This is a genomic window from Paenibacillus sp. RUD330 (assembly GCF_002243345.2).
Lineage (GTDB): Bacteria > Bacillota > Bacilli > Paenibacillales > Paenibacillaceae > Paenibacillus_O.
In genome coordinates, this window is sequence record NZ_CP022655.2 from 1,820,467 (window position 1) to 1,839,558 (window position 19,092).

Genomic DNA, 19,092 nt, shown 5'->3' on the forward strand with positions numbered 1-19,092 from the left:
AAGTCCATATGAAATGATGGGAAGTGTGCGGTAACGTTCAGCCATTTTGGGATAGGCTCTTCCTGCCGCCCAAAGAACTCCCATTCCTAAAGAAAAAGCCTTCGCGAATCCCGATTAGGGGATGCGGAAGGCTCATGTTTGAATAAGTCTCCAATTTCGATTGGACGGTTCTGTCTCAACCCGGCATGCCGGCCAGGCGCTGTCTCAGCATTGGAGCATAATAGGCTCTCATGGACTCGAACTCGGCCGCGACCTGGCTGCCGCGTTGGATGGTTCCCATAGCTGAATGCCTCCGGTACAGGGTGAGCGGCTCATTCAGGAAGTGCATGCCGACGCCGTTGAGCGCGATGCGGACCCACATGTCGTAGTCATGCGTGTAGGGAAGGCCTGGATTGAACCAGCCGACCGCCTCGGCCAAGTTCCGGAGCATCATGACCGTGCAGCCGTTGATCGGGCAATAGTCGAGCAGGGCGGAGACGAACGCCTTTTCCGTCGGAAACTTCATCGTCGAGCAGTACTGCGTGATCTGGTTGGATGCATTGATGGTGTGGTAGTCGGTGAAGCTGTATTGCGCTCGTTTCTCTTCCATGAAGGAAACCTGATTCACGATCTTGTCGCGAACGAACACGTCATCCGAGCTGAGCCAGGCGACGTAGCGTCCTGCCGCTCGCTGCATGCCGTAATTCAGCGCGCTGGCGGTTCCTCCGTTGCTCTTCCGCAAGTAGACAATCCGGGAACGGTAGGGGTCCAGCAGATGCTGATGCATCGTGGAGCCGTCATCGACGACAATGACCTCGATGTTGGTGTAGCTTTGTCCCAGTACGCTGGCAACTGCCTGGCCGATATAAGGACAGTTGTAAAACGGAATCACGACCGTAACCGAAGGCAGCACGGACCCTTCACTCCCTCTTTTGGCTCTTTGAGGCAGTGTATGGCGAAGCGTAAGGAGGGGGAAGGGCATGTACCCGGCGGCAGCCGCACAATCTGTCTTGCAGAACTGGATATCAAAGAAGGCAAGGTGCCGAAAATCAAATCATATCGAACATAGAGAAGTCTTTCTATAAACCGTCACTCCCTTTTCTGTTCCCGAGTTGCTCCGCCAAACCGATTAGAAGGCCTTCAATACCACGAATGTAGCAGAGCCGATACGAGTCCTCGTACTGAACCACCTCGCCAACGAGCTGAGCACCATGCTTACTGAGTCTGGATACCATTTCGTCCATGTCTTGGACTGTAAACATGACGCGAAGATAACCGAGGGAGTTGACAGGAGCAGTCCGATGATCGGATATCGTCGATGGAGTGAGAAATCTCGATAGTTCAAGTCGGCTGTGGCCATCGGGGGTGACCATGACAGCTATCTCTACGCATTGAGAACCTAGTCCGGTTACGCGACCAGCCCATTCGCCTTCAACATGGGCCCGCCCTTCGAGACTCAAGCCAATCTCCTCGAAGAAAGAGATTGCGTTGTCTAAGGATTCTACAACGATGCCGACATTGTCCATTCTTAGCAATTTATTTTCTGTCATAGTATCATCTCCTCATTCAGGGTGAATGCTTCCTGCTAACCGTTTTTAATATGTTGGAAGAATAAGTGGTTCATCTTCGATAATAAGATAAGCCATATCATGAGTAAATGTAACCCAACACTATAAATTAAGGCCATCCCTTGCGGGATGGCGTTATTTTATAACCCGGCTCCAACTCAAGCCATCCAGCGGATGAGCAGGCCTGATTGGGACAAGCCGCCGCCGAAGCCGTACAGAAGCAGCAGCTGGCCGTCGCGGATGCGGCCGCTGCGCACGCCTTCGCTCAGAGCCAGAGGAATGGATGCCGCCGACGTATTGCCGGTACGCTCCAGAGTCGTGATCGTTTTATCGAGAGGAATGCCCGTCTTCTCGCTCACGACATCGAGAATCCTCATATTGGGATTATGCGGCACGAACCAGTCGATATCCTCCGGGGCCGCTCCGGCTTCATCCAGCATTTCGAGAATGCTTTCGGGGACGCGGCTGATCGCCCAGCGGAACACGGCACGTCCGTTCTGGACGATTTTGCCCGACTGCTGGAGCCGATGATCGCCTATAGAGGGGGACAGGCTGGAGCGGTAGAGGTGATGGCCGTCCTCGCCATCCGTGCGGGCATAGGAATGCAGCCAGGAGGGCTTGCTGTCCGAGGCTCCGGCTTCGACGAGCACGGCTCCCGCGCCGTCTCCGAACAGGATGCAGGTCGTGCGGTCGGCATAATCGGTTATCCGAGACAAGGTTTCCGCGCCGATGACCAGAATCTTGCGATGCATCCCGGATGCGATGAGCCCTCCGGCGAGCTGCAGGGCGGAGACAAAGCCGGCGCAAGCGGCGGCAACGTCGGCTGCTCCCGCTGCCCGGATGCCGAACTCGGCTTGAACGCGCGCCGCCGTCTGGGGAAAGAAGGTGTCGGGTGTTGCCGTTGCGACAAGAATGTAGTCGACATCCTCGAGGCTCCGATCCGGGTAGCGATCGACCAAGTCGCGCACGGCATGGAAGCACAGGTCGCTGGTATACTCATCATCAGCGGCGATCCGGCGCTCCCGGATTCCCGTCCTCTGAACGATCCATTCATCGTTGGTGTCGACCATTTTTTCCAGATCGTCATTGCTCAACACCCGCTCCGGCAAATAGGAGCCTACTGCGGTGATGCGGGCGGATGTGCGGTAGGCGGTCGTGATCGGGGCCTTGCTAGCCATAAGCAATCAACCTCCTGTTATGGTATCAGGTATTAGTATCAGGTACTAAAATAGAGTATAGCATACTTATGGATTAACAGCTCGTGTGATTTTTCAGCAATAGCTGTAAGTGTAGAATCTGGGGAAGCGCCATGACAAGGTACATCGCCCAACATATCTTGACGATTCAGGAATTCTCTTAGCAACTTTGATGTAGGATCGGACTCGGATCGATGAGAGCGGAATGGGGAAAGTCGGAGGAGCTGGCCGATCTGTTGGCAAGCGGACCGGATGCGGACCAAGCCGTGGCCTGCCAGAAGGAGTGGATCGCGACGAACGACAGGCATGAGATTATAACCAAATCTATTGTCCGGAGATAAGAACATAGCAACATCAAGTCCGGGAAATAAGAACATAGCAACATGAAAAGCCGCAAAGCTTGCGGCTATTTGCTTTATGAAATCAAGTACATGTCAACATGTATGGACAAAAACTGGATGACATTCCCTATGGTTGATGCGGATCGCGTTGTCCGGCAGCTGGAAGCTGGAATGGCTGGCAGCGATTCTGTCCTCCGCCAAGGCGAGCAAATATAGATTCCGGCTTCCTCTGAAGCCGCCGTCTGCGAAAACCGCTCCTTGCTTCTACGGTAATAGGGCCTTATCGCCGATTGCAAGCATGCTCCGTCAATCCCAATTGAAGCCGAAACCCGTGTGGAGCTTGTGCTTGCCCAAGCTGGACTCGGCCTCGATGCCAATGCTCTGCGAATCGACATGCGCGCCGCCGCCGAGTCCAGCCTGCAGGTTGCCGAGATGGCCGCCGGCATTCACGTTCATGCCGTAGCCGTGCTCACCGTATCCGCCTGCGGAGACCCCGGCCTGCAGGCCTGCCTCATAGGGACCGACATGCCCGGTCGTATGAGCGTTCAAGCCATTTTTCTGCCAATCCAGGCCGGTGTTTAAACCCGCTTCATAGGAGCCGATATGGCCGCCAGCCTGATGGTAGGCGCCGTGCGGTCCCCAATGGAGGCCAGACTGCAGGCCGGACTTGTAGGAGCCCAGATGACCGTACGCCTGCACGCCTGCGCCGTGCCCGCCCAGATGGCCGTCTACATTGAGTCCGGCTGCGGGACCTCCGACATCAACGCCTGTCTTGATGCCGAGGTGCTCGGGTCCGCCGAAAAAGCCGCCCGCATGGCCACCGATGCCGTAGCCTCCTGCATAGGCGCCTACATGGCCTTGGTAGCTGTGCGTTCCCTGTTCGTTGTAGCTTTGGGTTCCCTGGCCGTAATGGTGCGCACCTTGACTTTGATAATAACCGTCGCGACCATAGACGTATCTGTGCGCATACGGCTGATGGTGAAGATGCCCCCAGTAGGGATAATACATTGGATAGGAATAGTTCGGATGCATAGTTGCCCTGACCTCCTCGCATTTGCACTAGCCTATTCCGCATCGCAGCCTTGTGTGCGCCTTCACGATGCTCGGAAGATGATGCAAGGGATGGCGGCAATCAGAGCGACACCGCAAGAGGAGATTAAAAAAGGCGGTTCCGTTTCTCCGAACATGAAGCATCAAGGAAAGAAGGTGCAGCAAGGGCGGAATAGGCATGAAACTCTTGTATAAATAAAATTTTTTTATTACAGGAACGCAAACTCGTCCCCCGGATTCCATTCGAATAAATGAGCTCTTGGAAGACAAGGGAGTCATTGAAAGAGTGAAGTCAGGAAAGAGCCGTTATCAAATGATCGAAAATACAGAAAGCGAGAGCTGTTTTCCCGGCTATGCGTATAAGCCGGATAGCGGATGGGGAATTGGAACCAGCCAAAGTCATGGTTAGATATGCAAAAGGGACGCGATCTCCGGGATAGCGTCCCCTTTTTTGCCGTTCGTTCATGCGAGCCGGGGGCATTTCAGCCTCGGCGGCTGGCCTGTGCACCTGCCCGCTGCACCTGCCCGCAGGCTCTAGTCCAGGCTTGAAGCCGGCTGCGATGAGGCAGGCTCGACCGGCCAGCCCCGGCCGTTGCCGATGACTTCGTCGCCGTACCTTCGGCCCCAGTCATACATGAGGCGCAGCACCGGCATGAGGCTCTCTCCGTAGCCGGTCAGGGAGTATTCGACCCGCGGCGGCACCTCGGGATAGATTTTGCGGGCGACCAGACGGTCCTCTTCCAGCTCGCGCAGCTGATTGGTCAGCATTTTCTGCGTGATGGCGGGGATCAGCTTCTTCAGCTCGCTGAAGCGCTTCGTCCCGTCCGTGCCGAGATGCCACAGGATGATCAGCTTCCACTTGCCGCCGATGACGGCGAGCGTCAGCTCCTTCTCGCAGTTGATTTCCTTGAGGTTGATGCGATCCTTCACTTCATGGGCCATATCACCGGCCTCCAGTCTGTTCGTCTCTATACTTCCAATCATACTACAATTGCCCCTGTGGGCCTAATCACGGCCTCTGCATGCCAAAAAGCCCGCCAGCGCCTGGGGCGCCGTGCGGGCTGCTGCAAAGGGGCTATTCGAGGTTCGCATGCCGGCCGTACAGCTGGCGTCCGTCCTGCTCCTGAAGCTCCATCAGCCGGAGCACGACGGAGTCGTAGAACAGCAGCAGTCCTTGCTCGAAAAGGGCTCCCATCGGCTGGATGGTGGATGCGCCCTGCTCGTCCTTGGCGGCTCCGGGCAGCTGGACGAGCAGATCGGCGGACGCTCCGATCGGCGATTCGGGCTTGGTCGTCACTAGCGCGACGGAGGCGCCGAGCTCGCCGGCGCGAGCGGCCATGGCCAGCAAGCTTGCGGTCGAGCCGGAGCCCGAGCCGATGACGAGCAGGCCGCCGGGGCTGATGCCCGGCGTGACCGTCTCGCCGACCACATAGGCGGTCAGCCCGAGATGCACGAGCCGCATGGCGAAGGCGCGGCCCATCAGCCCGGAGCGTCCGGCCCCGGCGACGAATACGCCGCCCTCGCGTCCGGCGCGCAGCACCGCTTCGGCGAAGGCCGCCGCAGCGGCTTCGTCGATGCCGGCAGCCGACAGGGCCAGCTCGGCGGCGACAGTCTTCGCGTAAGCCGTCGTGTTCATGACGGCTTCAGGCTCCGGCAGCGATGAGCTCGCGCATTTGCGCCGCCGCCGCTTTTTTGTCTTCCTGGCCCGTAATGCCGCCGCCGACGATGACGAGGTCAGGACCGGCAGCCACGACCTCCGGCAGAGTGGCCAGCTTGATTCCGCCGGCAACGGCCGTGCGCGCGTTTTTCACGACGCTCTTGATCGTGCGCAGCTGCTCGAAGGAGTTTTTGCCCTCGGCCTGATGGTCGTAACCTGCATGCACGCAGATGTAGTCGACGCCCATGGCATCCACTTCGCGAGCCCGCTCCTCCAGATTGTTCACGTTGATCATGTCGACCATGATCTGCCTGCCTTGCTTGCGCCCTTCCTCGACGGCGCCGCGAATCGTGGCATCGTCGGATACGCCGAGAATCGTCACGATGTCCGCTCCCGCCTCGGAAGCCTTCATGACCTCGTAGCCGCCTGCATCCATGACCTTCAGATCGGCAAGCACCCGCAGCTGCGGAAAGGCTTCCTTCATCGCTTTGACGGCGTGAAGGCCTTCATTGATGACGATCGGAGTTCCAATTTCGACAATATCGATAGAGTCCGCCACCTCGGCGACGACTTTTATGGCTTCCGGAATATCCACCAGATCCAGTGCAAGTTGAAGTTCCATCTATTTCAACACTCCTTCGGAATGAATGTCGGTTTCAGGCGATAAGCCCAAGTCAGGCTTTTCGCTCCCGCATGCAGTTCATTCTAGGATTTTTACGCACTTTTTGTAAGTAGGCACTTTGAAGTGGGATAGTTACCCCGGCGTAACCAATGAACGCGGAGGGCGGCTGCAAGGAACGAAATCAATCAGGCAGTCAAGGTGAGCCTTCATTAAAGGAGGCAAAGTCAAGGCTTATATATGGAGAAAGGTATCCGGCATAAAAGAAGAAAAACATGCGAATCATAACGATCCGCATGCTCATAGTCATCCATTCTGGTTTTGAAGTTCCTGGCCTCTCTGTGGTTTCAGGGCTGATAACAGCAGGAGAGCGCTGCTTGCCAAGCCGATCCAAACAAGCGTCGATACGCTGCTGCTCCAGCTTAATCCTTTGCCGAAGAAGAACAGCTCCCGCAGTCCCTGCACCATGAATCGCATCGGCAGCCAGGAGTAGATATAGTCATGATAGAACGCGGACATCATTTCCGGAGCCAAGGCGAGCAGCGGAGCGCCGAAGAACAGCAGCAAAGCGAAAATGGGAATGCCCTTGAAGCCGAGCCACGACACAACGGCGGATATCAACAGGTAATAGCTGAAGAACGTGATCGTCAGGAACAGCGCGGTATCCGTGAAACTCGGGATGTGGAATCCGATCATGCTTTCAGCGAGCCAAGTCAATCCGAATCCAACGACAAGCGCGCTGACCGCACCAATGACAATCTGCATGAGGACCAAGGTGAATTTCTCCGCCCGGCTGGTTGTCCTGGTCTTGCTTACAACCATAAAGAGAATCGCCGCGCATACAAGGGATGCCATCCACAGCGGCTGGAATAAGGAGATTGGCGCATTGCCGTTGGCGCTCTTCGTACCGATTTCGTTCACATTGGTCACTTTTTTGGTGATTGGGTTCACCAAGCTGGAGGCCTGTTCAACGGTCAGCGTCGATCCTTGAGATTTGAAACCTTCCAGTGCTTGGGTACGGACATTGGTGTTGATATTGTCCACGATTCCATTCAGGATTTGCCCAGCCATAGTGGATGCGGCCGTATTCATGCCTTGGTTGATGAAGATTTCAACTTCCGGCGAAGCCGGAGCGGCCGTGCGCAGCGATGCCTGCTTCGCGCTGAAGTCTTGAGGAATGACGAGCGCCCCGTAATACTTCTGGTTGTTGAGCCCTTCGCGCACTTCCTCGGCGCTTTTTACTTCCACCCATTTTACAGCGGGACTTTCGCCGGAAGCCGATGACGACGACTTCTTAACCGTCTCAATGATGGTCTGCCCCATATGGATCGTTTGTCCCGCTGCTTCAACGCCTTGATCCTCATTCACAATGGCAATGGGCAGATTTTTGGGCTGGACCTTGACGGAAGGGAAAAGCGTGAGGGAAAAAATGAAAATGACCAAGAAAGCGATAATCGGTGCCATAATCGCCAGCTTGTTTTTGAATAGGTTCATTGTTGACCACCATCCAGTCTAATTTTGTCTGATCCCGTCCATTACGAAACGGACGGCATCTTTAAGCTCATCATCAGGAATGAACTCCACATTCAGCAGCGCATAGCGCGATATCAAAAATCCGCCGACGAAAGTGAAGAGCATCCTCACGATTTGCTCCGCAGGGACAGGAACGAGTTCATCGCGTTCCTTGAAGAGCTCGATCGCTTTTATGAGGCGTGGCGTGACGCAGCTCGAGAAATAAGAAACGAATTCATTCTTGAGTTCCTCTTTGTAGACGAGTTCTTTTATGAGAACCAGGAAGATCTCCTTATTCTCCGCAATGAACTGCGAACGATTCTTGAGCATGGAGAATAAGAAATCCTCAAAGCTGTCCGAACTGCTGACCATTCTATTCAGCGTCTCGTCGGCTGTAGAAGGGAAGATCTCTTTGAAGTAGGGAATGATCAGGGACAACAAAAACTTATCTTTTGTTCCGTAGTGCTTGAAGATGCTCGCTTCGGATACGTTCGCCGTTTTGGCGATTTCGGCTGTCGATGTGTTGGAGTAGCCTTTCTCGGCGAACAGTCTGATTGCGGCATCAGCAATCCGCTTCTGTTTCTCGGTTTGTTTTGGGGAATGCGGCAATTGAAATTCCTGAAACAAATGGGCCGGAATCAATATCATTCACCACCTCATAAAAAGTGAGTGATCACTTTTATTATCCAGTTATATCATTCGGCGATTCCTTTCGTCAATAAAAAGTGAGTAATTACTCATTGGGGGCGAATGAGGAGGGAAAAGAACTGAAACTGCGAGAAGCTTTTCTATCGGGGAAAATCGCCATTAGAACTCAATCGGCCTGGCCCGAACTGCTTTTCCTACGACAATCAAGATTTTGTCGAACAAAGTCATCAAAACACTTGACATGTCATTTCCGGTTAATTATTATTAGTTTATAGTAATTACAAATAAATAATCATCCTCAGGAGGAACCATTCATGTCTCTAATTGGAACTGTAGTCAAGCCGTTCAACGCATCCGCTTTTCAAAAAGGAAAGTTCATCGAGGTTTCCGATGCCGACTTCAAAGGCAAATGGAGCGTCGTATGCTTCTACCCTGCCGACTTCACGTTCGTATGCCCGACTGAGCTCGGCGATCTGCAGGATCAATACGAAACGCTGAAATCGCTTGGCGTTGAAGTCTACTCGGTATCCACGGATACTCACTTCACCCATAAAGCTTGGCATGACACGACCGACACGATCGGCAAGATTGAGTACATCATGATCGGCGATCCTTCCCATACGATCTCCCGCAACTTCGACGTATTGATCGAAGCGGACGGCCTGGCTGACCGCGGCACGTTCATCATCGATCCGGACGGCGTCATTCAGACGGTCGAAATCAACGCCGGCGGCATCGGCCGCGATGCGAGCACCCTGATCAACAAAATCAAAGCCGCTCAATATGTGCGCAGCAATCCAGGCGAAGTATGCCCGGCCAAATGGCAAGAAGGCGGCGCGACGCTCAAGCCTAGCCTTGATCTGGTCGGCAAAATCTAAGGAGCTGTTGGAATGGTATTAACCGAAGATATCAAGTCACAATTAAACAAATACCTTCAGCTTATGGAAGGCGAAGTGCTGATCAAGGTCAGCGCGGCATCCGATCCGGTATCGAAAGAGATGCTGGAGCTCATGGATGAAATCGTCGGCATGACGTCCAGGATTACGGTGGAGAAAGCCGAATTGACCCGAACGCCGAGCTTCAGCGTCAATCGCATCGGAGAGGAGACCGGCGTCGTGTTTGCCGGCATTCCTTTGGGCCACGAATTCACTTCCTTCGTCTTGGCTTTGCTGCAGGTAAGCGGACGAGCCCCGAAAGTCGAGCAAAGCGTGATCGACCAGATCAAAGGCATCAAAGGCGGCTACGAATTCGAGTCGTTCATCAGCCTCAGCTGCCACAATTGCCCTGATGTCGTTCAGGCGCTGAACCTGATGAGCATCCTCAACCCGGGCATTTCGCATACGATGATCGACGGCTCCGCCTTCAAGGAAGAAGCGGAAAGCAGAGAGGTCATGGCTGTTCCTTCCGTATTCTTGAATGGAGAATTCTTCGGAAGCGGCCGGATGACGATCGAGGAGATCCTCTCCAAGATTGTCGAAGCTCCGGACGCATCGGAATTCGACAACAAGGAGCCGTTCGACGTGCTTGTCGTCGGCGGCGGTCCTGCCGGCGCCAGCGCCGCCATCTATGCGGCGCGCAAGGGCATCCGCACCGGCATTGTCGCGGAGCGCTTCGGCGGCCAAGTCATGGACACGGTAGGCATCGAGAACTTCATCAGCGTGAAATATACCGAGGGTCCGAAGCTCGCCGCAAGCCTTGAAGAGCATGTCAAAGAGTACCAGGTCGATGTGATGAAGCTTCAACGGGCCAAACGTCTGGAGAAGCGCGACTACATCGAGCTTGAGCTCGAAAACGGCGCTGTTCTGAAAAGCAAGACCGTCATCCTGTCGACGGGCGCCCGCTGGCGCAATGTCGGCGTGCCGGGCGAGGAAAAGTTCAAGAACAAGGGCGTAGCCTACTGTCCGCACTGTGACGGTCCTCTGTTCGCAGGCAAGCATGTAGCGGTCATCGGCGGAGGCAACTCCGGCATCGAGGCGGCGATCGACCTTGCAGGCATCGTCAGCCATGTGACGGTTCTCGAATACAATTCGGAGCTGAAGGCGGACGCCGTGCTGCAAGACCGGCTGTACAGCCTGCCCAACGTTACGGTGCTGAAGAACGTTCAGACAAAAGAGTTCACCGGAACGGACAAGCTGAACGGCGTTTCGTATACCGAACGTGAAACAGGCGAGGTCAAGCATATCGAGCTGCAGGGCGTATTCGTCCAGATCGGACTTGTACCGAACACGGATTGGCTCGGCGATGCCGTCGAGCGTACCCGCATGGGCGAGATCGTCGTCAACAACCACGGCGCTACCAGCTTGCCGGGCGTATTCGCTGCCGGCGACTGCACGAACAGCCCGTACAAGCAGATCATCATTTCGATGGGATCGGGCGCAAATGCCGCTTTGGGCGCGTTCGACTATCTGATCCGCAACTAATGCTTCTATCATTCATTAAGCCGCCTAACTACCCGATGGGTAGTTAGGCGGCTTTTGGGTTGGATAATGGCTGTCGGGAAGCCGATGATCGAAATGTAATGGCTGCTCCAACGCCATGGTTATTCATATTCTCGTCGCGGCTTCCGATAATACGCTTGAATAAGATACAATGAATAAGAGGGATGGCAGGTTCTCCTCTATCCCGTTCATCATGAACTTGTTTCCATCCAATTAGACAGCAAAGAGGCTCATATTGAAGGTTATGCGACCCTACAAAAAAATCAAACTCCGCCATATACTCAGCCTTCTGGTGATCAGTGCCATGTTCCTTACCGCATCCGTCGGCGTTTATGCGGCTGTGCGCGCGAGCAGCGCCTCCCTTTCTTCGAGCTACCTGCAAAACAACGCTCAATATGCCAAGAAGCTTGCTTCCAATACCGAGGAGCTGCTCGATCTGATGCACAGCAACCTGGTGTCGCTGGCAGCGGTATCCTGGCGGAACAAGATCAATCAAAATGAGCTGGATACTTGGTTTCAAACGAACCGGCGCTACTTCAACTCCGTGTTTTTTGCCGACGCCAATCAGACGATCCAAGCCATCAGCCCGACGAATGTCGGCATCGGAGCCGGCACGAAGCTGACGTCGAGCGCCTCCGGACAGGCTGCTTCGGAGCGGACGGCGTTCATCTCCGATCCGTATGTAGGGGCATCCGGCCGTCTTATTGTGCTGATCTCGACGCCTGTATTCGACAAGGACGGAGAGTACGAGGGCTTTATCGGCGGCACCATCTATCTTCAAGAGGATAATGTGCTCAGCCGGCAGCTGAGCGAGCATTACTACGGCAACGGCTCGTACGTCTACGTCGTGGACAAGCACGGCAGATTGATCTTCCATCCGAATCCATTCCAGATCAATGAATACGTGAAAGGCAATGAAGCCATCGAACGGGTCAAGTCGGGCAACAGCGGCTACAAAACGATCGAGAATGCCGATGGCGAGAGCTATTTCGCCGGGTATGCCTATGAGCCTGACAGCGGTTGGGGAATTATATCCCAAACCCCAAGAACCATATTGGACGAGCCTATCCGGACGCTTGAAAAGTCCATGATCCTCCAGGCGCTGCCGTTGTTCATTCTTATCCTGATCGCAGCGTTGTGGATTTCCAGACAAATTTCATCTCCGCTCTATAAGCTCGCCAGAATATCGGAGGAAGCGGCTGTCTCCTCGCGGCATGTTCCTTCCGTGAGGACCAAGCTGCGCGGAACGTACATTTACGAGGTTCAGCAGCTTGCGCAAAGCTTTGACAATTATGTGAAGGTATTATCCGATGAAGCCCATCTGGACGGACTTACCCGGCTCTGGAACCGCAAAATGTTCGATCTTACGATCGCGGAATGGATCGACGAGGGGACTCGATTCTCGCTGATTCTGCTTGATGTCGATCATTTCAAGCGGATCAACGATACGTACGGACATGTCATGGGCGACCGGGTGCTCATCGAGCTGGCATCCAAGATTCGCGCGCTTGCCGGAGTTCGGGATGTTGCATTCCGATATGGCGGCGAAGAATACGGCGTGCTTGTCAGAACCTCGGATGTCCATCTGGCCGAGCTGCTGGCCGAGCGGATCCGCGAAGAGATTGCCGCGACGGCATTTGACCCTGTAGGCCGGCTGACGGTTTCCGTCGGGGTCGCCCATTGCAGCCCGGAATGGGGTTCGGCAAAGGAATTCATTCATAGGGCGGATACGGCGCTTTATCAATCCAAAGCCAACGGGAGAAACCGTACGACCGTCCTCTAGGGTGCAGGAATAGGAAACAAAAAGCCGGACGACTCCGGCTTTTTTTGCATTGGCCGCATACGCCTCCCTGACTTCCTTGGCCGGCATGCTTGACAGGTCCAGGGAACGGAAGGTATGATGGTTTTAATCGTAATAATTACTATTACAATCAAGGGTGACTCTCAGAAATCCAATGAAGCCCTTGGAGCCATAAAGGAGTTGGAGGAATGACGCAGGAGATGGCGGAGAAAATACCGGTGACCGTGCTCAGCGGTTATCTGGGCGCAGGGAAAACGACCGTGCTGAATCATGTGCTCAACAACCGGGAGGGCCTTAGGGTCGCCGTGATCGTCAACGATTTGAGCGAGGTGAACATCGACGCGGAGCTGGTCCGGGACGGCGCAGGACTGAGCCGTACGGAAGAAAAGCTCGTGGAGATGTCCAACGGCTGCATCTGCTGCACGCTGCGCGACGATCTGCTGCAGGAGGTCGAGCGTCTTGCCAGGGAGCAGAGGTTCGATTACATCTTGATCGAATCGACGGGGATCGGGGAGCCTCTTCCGGTCGCCCAAACCTTTACGTATGTCGATGAGGACCAGAATATCGACTTGTCCAAGCTCACCCGTCTGGACTGCATGGTGACGGTCGTGGACGCCTATCATTTCTGGCAGGATTTCAATACCCGGGAATCGCTGAAGGACCGCAGCCAGGAAGCGGGCGGCGATGATACTCGGGGAGTGGTCCACCTGCTGACCGACCAGATCGAATTTTGCGATGTCCTGATTCTGAACAAATGCGATATGGTCGGCGCGGAGGAGCTCGACAAGCTGGAGAAGGCGCTGCGGGGCCTGCAGCCTGCGGCGAAAATCATTCGGACGAGTTATGGAAACGTAGATCCGAAGGCCATCCTGAACACGCATCTGTTCGACTTCGACAAAGCCAGCCAATCGGCGGGCTGGATCCAGGAGCTGTTGAAGGAGGAGCATACGCCGGAGACGGAGGCGTATGGAATCGGTTCGTTCGTCTACACCCGGAAGCTCCCCTTCCATCCGGAGCGGCTGCTTCAGCAGCTCGCCAGCTGGCCTCAGGAAGTGATCCGCTCCAAAGGCGTCATGTGGATCGCCACCCGCAACCATACCGCCGTATCCTTCAGCCAGGCCGGCGTCTCCCGGCAGCTGTCCCCTGCGGGACTGTGGGTAGCGGCGTTGTCGGAGGAAGAGCGTTATGCCTATTTCGGCAGCGACTTCCCCAAATCGCCGGATTGGGATGAGCAATGGGGAGACCGGGTAACCAAGCTCGTGTTCATCGGCATTGACCTCGACAAAGAGCGGATCTGCGGCTCCTTGGACCGGGCGCTTCTCACGGAAGAAGAAATGCAAAGCGTCTGGCGCCATTTCAAGGACCCTTTGCCGTCGTTCCAAGCCGAATCAAGCAGAGTCTAATCCATCCGTAAGAGGAGTTCATTTCATGAGCAAGACAGCAGCGGCGAGCAGGCTTCCCCGTTCCAAGGGGACAGACATCGCTACCTATTATTCATCGAAGGATTGCGCCCGCAAAGTGAGGCGCATCGTGCTACAGGCCGAAAACAACCGCATTGTGGAGGAATTCATCCGGATCCTGGACATGAAGGAGAAATTCGAGGAGCATGACGTGCCTATTCCGAACAAGATCGTCATGTTCGGCCCGCCGGGAACGGGCAAGACGCTGACCGCCTTCTACATGGCGCAAAGGCTGAACATGCCTCTGCTTCTGGTCCGGCTGGATTCCGTCATCCACAGCCATCTGGGCGAGACGGCGACGAATCTCCGGAAGATATTCGATCATGCGCGATCCAGCCCATGCGTGCTGTTTCTCGATGAGTTCGATGCCATAGCCCGGACCCGCGAAAACAATGATGAAGTGAAAGAGATGACCCGTGTCGTCAACACCCTCCTCCAGTGCCTGGACGAGTTCGACGGAAGCAGCGTTTTCATGGCGGCCACCAATCTGGAGAAGGATCTGGACCATGCCATCTGGCGCCGTTTCGATACGAAGATGAGGTACGACAACCCGAACCGAGCTTCGCGGGAGGCGTATTTGACCCAATTGATGGGCATGTTCGCCGGCGGCGAAGAGCTGCTGGAGCCGGCCACTCGGCTGCTGGAAGGCTGCAGCTTTGCCGATATGGAGCAAATCGTGCTCAAAGCCAAGCGGAAGGCGATCATTGAGGAGGCGTCGATCTCCCTGCCGATGCTTGAGGATTCCTATGCCGAGTATAAGCCGAGGCTGCTTGAGCGGCAGGAAGACGGCGAGGAGCGCTCGCTTCGCGGGGGCGGATGGAAATGAAGGCTTCCAATGGCTGGATGGGTGAACATGCCGCTTTCATGGGAGCATGATCGTCTTTTCTTCTAGAGGATCCCCTGGTATAATAAGTAAAATTTACGATTAAAGGAGATTGATCATGGCAAAGAAATCCAAGGTCGCAAAAGAGCTCAAGCGGCAGGCTTTGGTCGCAAAATATGCCGAGCTTCGGAAAAAGCTGAAGGAAGAGGGCAATTACGAAGCTTTGGCGAAGCTGCCGCGCGACTCTTCGCCGACCCGGCTGCATAACCGCTGCGCCATGACCGGCAGGCCGCATGCCTACCTCAGGAAGTTCAAGGTATCCCGAATCGCCTTCAGGGAGCTGGCTTACAAGGGGCATATCCCAGGCGTCAAAAAGGCCAGCTGGTAAGTCGGAGCCATGGCGGCCATTGAACGGGATGAACTCAGCCGGTATCGGATCGGCAAGCTGCTGGACGGCTACATCCAGCTCAAAGTTCCCGGCAGCATGTCCCGCGACATCCGGCTGGCCTATTGCTGGGAGGAGAACGGCCTTACGCTCAGCGAGCTGAGGCCCGCCCTGCCAGAATCGGGATGGCGCAGCAGGGACATCGCGCATTTTCGGCTGAAGAACGGCAAATGGGCGGTATGCATGAAAGCAAAAGGAACTTGGAGCGAGGTCCCGATGATTCCTCTTCATGGCGACTTTGAGCATCAGCTCGAGCAGGTGGAGCTCGATCCGCATGGCTTGTTTTGGAGAGAATGAGGGCGGGAGCTCTTTGGGGCAGTATTCGGAATCGAAAATTCAAGGAGGAAAATGGACATGAGAGTCACAGTTACGCTTGCCTGCACGGAATCCGGGGACCGCAATTATACGACGACCAAAAACAAAAGGAACAACCCGGAACGGATCGAGCTCCGCAAATATTGTCCGCGTCTGAAGAAGGTCACGCTTCATCGGGAGACGCGGTAAGGAATCGGATGGACGAAGCTGCCGACGCCTTATCGCGGCCTGTCCGAGCAAGCTGGCGAATGTAGGACTTTCCCTCTTCAATCGAGAGGGGAAGTCTTTTTTTTGGGATGGCGAAGCTTCTTCTTGCGTCCCAGCGTCATGAGAACCCGGACAGGTTCATAGAATGGAAGAAAGGATCAGAGAGTTAGAGAGGGATGCAGGATGGATCATCACCATGCGGCCAAGCGCAGGCTGAGCCGTCTATTTCTCGTGTATTTCATCTTTTCTTCCACATGCACGATCATTTTGTTCCATCTTCTCGCCCTGCCGGTCATGCCGTTCAAGCTAATGCCGCTCTTGCACGGGAGGAGTCCGGCGGCCGAACAGGCTCTTGCCGGCGATCGGACAAGCCTGGCCGACGCTGCCGGCGGAAGGGAGCTGCCATCCCAGACGCCTGTGTCCGCTTCCCCTGCGGTCGGCGATGATATTTTCCCGGTCGGCCCGCTTGCCGGAAGCGGCAGCGTTGGAGCGAATGGCGCGGCCCCCGGCAGCCAAGCGTTCAGCTCCGGGAACGCCAAAGTCAATATGACTTGGGAAGCCGTCTACGGCAAATCCCCCGATCCGGAGCGGCTTCCGGAACTGGACGGGGTCAATGTGGTGAGTCCGACCTGGTTCGAGCTCTCCAACGGAACCGGAGACATAAGCAGCAAAGCGGATCTGGACTATGTCCGGTGGGCGAAGGAGCGCAATCTCCAGATCTGGGCGATGTTCAGCAACGGATTCGAGCCGAATCGGACGTCGATCGCATTGTCGACGAAAAAGTCGCGGGAACATATGATCCAGCAGCTGCTTCAATACGCGGAAACGTATCGACTGCAAGGAATCAACTTTGATTTTGAAAACGTGAAAACGGACGATGGAGAAAACTTCGTCCAGTTTATCAAGGAAGCGTCGCCGCTTCTTCGCGAATGCAACCTCGTCGTCTCCGTCGATGTCACCCCGAAGTCGGACAGCGAATACTGGTCCTTGTTCCTCGACCGGCCGGCCTTGATCCCCTATGTGGACTTCATGATGCTGATGGCCTATGACGAGCATTGGGCTTCCAGCCCGAAATCCGGTTCGGTCGCATCGCTGTCCTGGGTGAGGCGATCGGTCGAAAGGCTGCTGGACGAGGATGGCATTCCGCCGTCCAAAATCGTTCTCAGCATGCCTCTTTATACTCGTGTCTGGACAGAGACGCCGAAGAGCTCGGGAGGGAGCAAGGTCACTTCCAAAGCGCTCGGAATGAAAAAGGCGGCCGAGCTGGTGGCCGCTCGCAAGCTGAATCCCACCTATGACCGGAAAACCGGACAGAATTACGTGGAGTACCGGGAGGACGGGCAATTGAAGCGGATTTGGCTGGAAGACAGTACTTCCATCAAAGCCAGAGTAGCGTTAGCGAACGAATACGGGCTGGCAGGCGTCGCTACCTGGAGCCGCTCGTTCATGGACAGCGGAATATGGAACGTGATCAAGAAGGAACTGGAATGACCCTTGCAAAACGGAAGCGGTTGAAGGAGCCTGGATCGAAACACGCTGCTCGGTCGTCTCCATGAATCCATCGTATGCGGATAAATCCGCTGCGTCTTCCAAGCAAGCCTCCTGTCCGACAATGGACGGGAGGCTTGCTTTTTTGCGGCCCTTGCAGTCTGCTGATCACCTGAATATAGAGAGCGGATAGGATTGAAATCAAAGGTCGGTTGATTATGACATGGACAATTTTTGCCGCAAATATTAGGTTTGGTGAGAGGGGCGGTTTTCCTAAGCGTAAAAAGCGGTCGCTGTGCAACAATCCCTTCAAAAAAATCCGGAATGCACTATTGACGGAAACGAAAATGTGAACTAATATTTTACCAAAGGAACACAAATTTTGGCGCAAATAATAGTGAATATTTGGGGGTAATTTCAAAGATGGCGAAAATACGGCTGGCTTTGATCGGTGTCGGGGACATGGGCGCCGGCCATGCGACGGGATTCGATCGGATCGAGGAATGCGAAATCGTCTGGATCGCGGATCCGAGCGAATCCAATCTGAACCGCGTGCTGCCCGAGATCCGGAACAACCGGCCCGGAATCGTGTCGGACTACCGGGAACTGCTGGACAAGATGGATACCTATGACGCGGTCGTCCTTTCCGTTCCCAATTACATGCACCATGAGACGGCCCTTCCGTTTATCCGGTCGGGAAAGCATGTCTTCCTGGAAAAGCCTGTCGCGCCGAAGCTTTCTGAATGCGATGACATCATCCGGGAGTCGGAGGCTGCCGGAATCATCCTTCAAATCGGACTGACCTACCGCTATTCCAATGTCTATCGAAGGCTGCGCAGCGAGCTTGAAGCCGGCGCGCTCGGCGAAGTGACCATGATGTGGTGCAAGGAATTCCGGGATCCGTTCCCGCCCGTCGACTGGTTCTACGATGAGGCGAAGTCGGGCGGGGCGCTGGTCGAGAAGGACTGCCATCATTTCGATATCTTCAATTGGATGATCGGCTCCAGGCCGAGAAGGGTATTCGCCTCCGGAGGCCAGCATGTCATCAAGGACGGGGAGCCCAATGTCATTACGAACTCCTACACGCATTACGCTCCGAGGACGATCACATCGACTACCATCGTCGACCATGCCTGGGTCACGGTCGAATACGAGAACGGAAGCAAGGCGAATCTCGGACTGTGCATGTATTTGAAGCCGAGAAACCTGATGGATGAAGGGCTTGAGATCGGACTTCTCGGGAGCAACGGGGGACAGATGATCGTCAAGAAGGACAAGACGGTGGATCTGTTCGGTCCGGCGGACACGACGAGAGTCCACCTCGACATCGACACCGATTCGGATTCGGTGGGAGGAGGACATACGGGAAGCCAGCGGCAACGGCTCGAGTTCCTGCGCTCGGTCCGTACAGGAGAGCAGCCGTTCGCCGGAGGCCTGGTCGGCCGCGATGCTTTGCTGGTGGCGCTGGCCGCGGAAAAGTCGATCAAGGAAGAAAGATACGTCTACATAAGCGAGCTGGATTCTTGACAGCAGCCTAATATCGGA

21 protein-coding genes are annotated in these 19,092 nt (G+C 55.2%); 12 read left to right on the forward strand and 9 right to left on the reverse strand.

Annotated elements, in window-relative coordinates:
• Positions 1-175: 175 nt before the first annotated feature.
• The 3 genes from CIC07_RS07980 to CIC07_RS07990 all read right to left on the reverse strand — a co-directional run bounded on the left by CIC07_RS07980 (position 176) and on the right by CIC07_RS07990 (position 2,725).
• Positions 176-892: a glycosyltransferase family 2 protein gene (locus tag CIC07_RS07980; protein ID WP_076358333.1), complete on the reverse strand. Its 717-nt coding sequence runs from the start codon at positions 890-892 to the stop codon at positions 176-178.
• 166 nt (positions 893-1,058) lie between these two features.
• Positions 1,059-1,529, reverse strand: a complete 471-nt coding sequence (locus CIC07_RS07985; protein WP_076358332.1) for a VOC family protein — start codon at positions 1,527-1,529, stop codon at positions 1,059-1,061.
• Positions 1,530-1,705: 176 nt separating this feature from the next.
• Positions 1,706-2,725, reverse strand: a complete 1,020-nt coding sequence (locus tag CIC07_RS07990; protein ID WP_076358331.1) for a ketoacyl-ACP synthase III — start codon at positions 2,723-2,725, stop codon at positions 1,706-1,708.
• Positions 2,726-2,937: 212 nt separating this feature from the next.
• On the opposite strand from CIC07_RS07990, the gene CIC07_RS07995 reads away from it, so the two are divergent.
• Complete coding sequence (locus CIC07_RS07995; protein ID WP_157742056.1) at positions 2,938-3,084, forward strand: hypothetical protein; 147 nt, start codon at positions 2,938-2,940, stop codon at positions 3,082-3,084.
• A gap of 42 nt (positions 3,085-3,126) precedes the next feature.
• Positions 3,127-3,300, forward strand: a complete 174-nt coding sequence (locus CIC07_RS08000; RefSeq protein WP_157742058.1) for a hypothetical protein — start codon at positions 3,127-3,129, stop codon at positions 3,298-3,300.
• Between the two features lie 90 nt (positions 3,301-3,390).
• Here the strand turns inward: CIC07_RS08000 and CIC07_RS08005 are convergent, their stop codons facing one another.
• The 6 genes from CIC07_RS08005 to CIC07_RS08030 all read right to left on the reverse strand — a co-directional run bounded on the left by CIC07_RS08005 (position 3,391) and on the right by CIC07_RS08030 (position 8,570).
• Positions 3,391-4,116, reverse strand: coding sequence for a hypothetical protein (locus tag CIC07_RS08005; RefSeq protein WP_076358330.1), 726 nt, complete (start codon positions 4,114-4,116; stop codon positions 3,391-3,393).
• A 552-nt stretch (positions 4,117-4,668) separates the two neighbouring features.
• Positions 4,669-5,076, reverse strand: coding sequence for a winged helix-turn-helix transcriptional regulator (locus tag CIC07_RS08010; RefSeq protein ID WP_083688402.1), 408 nt, complete (start codon positions 5,074-5,076; stop codon positions 4,669-4,671).
• Between the two features lie 133 nt (positions 5,077-5,209).
• On the reverse strand, positions 5,210-5,770 hold the full coding sequence (gene hxlB, locus CIC07_RS08015) for a 6-phospho-3-hexuloisomerase (protein ID WP_076358328.1): 561 nt from the start codon (positions 5,768-5,770) through the stop codon (positions 5,210-5,212).
• A 7-nt stretch (positions 5,771-5,777) separates the two neighbouring features.
• Positions 5,778-6,413, reverse strand: a complete 636-nt coding sequence (gene hxlA / locus CIC07_RS08020; RefSeq protein WP_076358327.1) for a 3-hexulose-6-phosphate synthase — start codon at positions 6,411-6,413, stop codon at positions 5,778-5,780.
• Between the two features lie 303 nt (positions 6,414-6,716).
• Positions 6,717-7,904, reverse strand: coding sequence for a YhgE/Pip domain-containing protein (locus tag CIC07_RS08025; protein ID WP_076358326.1), 1,188 nt, complete (start codon positions 7,902-7,904; stop codon positions 6,717-6,719).
• Positions 7,905-7,922: 18 nt separating this feature from the next.
• Entirely contained in the window at positions 7,923-8,570 is a 648-nt protein-coding gene (locus CIC07_RS08030) for a TetR/AcrR family transcriptional regulator (protein WP_076358325.1), read from the reverse strand.
• A gap of 314 nt (positions 8,571-8,884) precedes the next feature.
• Here CIC07_RS08030 and ahpC point away from each other — a divergent pair, with 314 nt between their 5' ends.
• The 10 genes from ahpC (at position 8,885) to CIC07_RS08080 (ending at position 19,074) form a co-directional block, all read left to right on the forward strand.
• Positions 8,885-9,448: an alkyl hydroperoxide reductase subunit C gene (gene ahpC, locus CIC07_RS08035; protein ID WP_076358324.1), complete on the forward strand. Its 564-nt coding sequence runs from the start codon at positions 8,885-8,887 to the stop codon at positions 9,446-9,448.
• A gap of 12 nt (positions 9,449-9,460) precedes the next feature.
• On the forward strand, positions 9,461-10,990 hold the full coding sequence (gene ahpF / locus CIC07_RS08040) for an alkyl hydroperoxide reductase subunit F (protein WP_076358323.1): 1,530 nt from the start codon (positions 9,461-9,463) through the stop codon (positions 10,988-10,990).
• Between the two features lie 322 nt (positions 10,991-11,312).
• On the forward strand, positions 11,313-12,791 hold the full coding sequence (locus CIC07_RS08045; protein ID WP_234993010.1) for a sensor domain-containing diguanylate cyclase: 1,479 nt from the start codon (positions 11,313-11,315) through the stop codon (positions 12,789-12,791).
• 206 nt (positions 12,792-12,997) lie between these two features.
• Complete coding sequence (locus CIC07_RS08050; protein ID WP_076358321.1) at positions 12,998-14,212, forward strand: GTP-binding protein; 1,215 nt, start codon at positions 12,998-13,000, stop codon at positions 14,210-14,212.
• 25 nt (positions 14,213-14,237) lie between these two features.
• Positions 14,238-15,095 (forward strand): AAA family ATPase, encoded by an 858-nt coding sequence (locus tag CIC07_RS08055; protein WP_076358320.1) that lies wholly within the window; start codon positions 14,238-14,240, stop codon positions 15,093-15,095.
• 115 nt (positions 15,096-15,210) lie between these two features.
• The gene (gene rpsN / locus CIC07_RS08060) at positions 15,211-15,480 is read left to right on the forward strand and encodes a 30S ribosomal protein S14 (protein WP_076358319.1); all 270 of its coding nucleotides are present in this window, start codon (positions 15,211-15,213) and stop codon (positions 15,478-15,480) included.
• 9 nt (positions 15,481-15,489) lie between these two features.
• Positions 15,490-15,834 carry a DUF3024 domain-containing protein gene (locus CIC07_RS08065; protein ID WP_076358318.1) on the forward strand — a complete coding sequence of 115 codons (345 nt, stop codon included), beginning with the start codon at positions 15,490-15,492 and terminating at the stop codon, positions 15,832-15,834.
• Positions 15,835-15,891: 57 nt separating this feature from the next.
• A complete protein-coding gene (gene rpmG / locus CIC07_RS08070; RefSeq protein WP_021879594.1) occupies positions 15,892-16,041 on the forward strand; it encodes a 50S ribosomal protein L33 in 150 nt (49 codons plus the stop codon).
• 201 nt (positions 16,042-16,242) lie between these two features.
• Positions 16,243-17,550 (forward strand): glycosyl hydrolase family 18 protein, encoded by a 1,308-nt coding sequence (locus CIC07_RS08075; protein WP_094248372.1) that lies wholly within the window; start codon positions 16,243-16,245, stop codon positions 17,548-17,550.
• 420 nt (positions 17,551-17,970) lie between these two features.
• Positions 17,971-19,074 (forward strand): Gfo/Idh/MocA family protein, encoded by a 1,104-nt coding sequence (locus tag CIC07_RS08080; RefSeq protein WP_076358316.1) that lies wholly within the window; start codon positions 17,971-17,973, stop codon positions 19,072-19,074.
• Positions 19,075-19,092 lie beyond the last annotated feature (18 nt).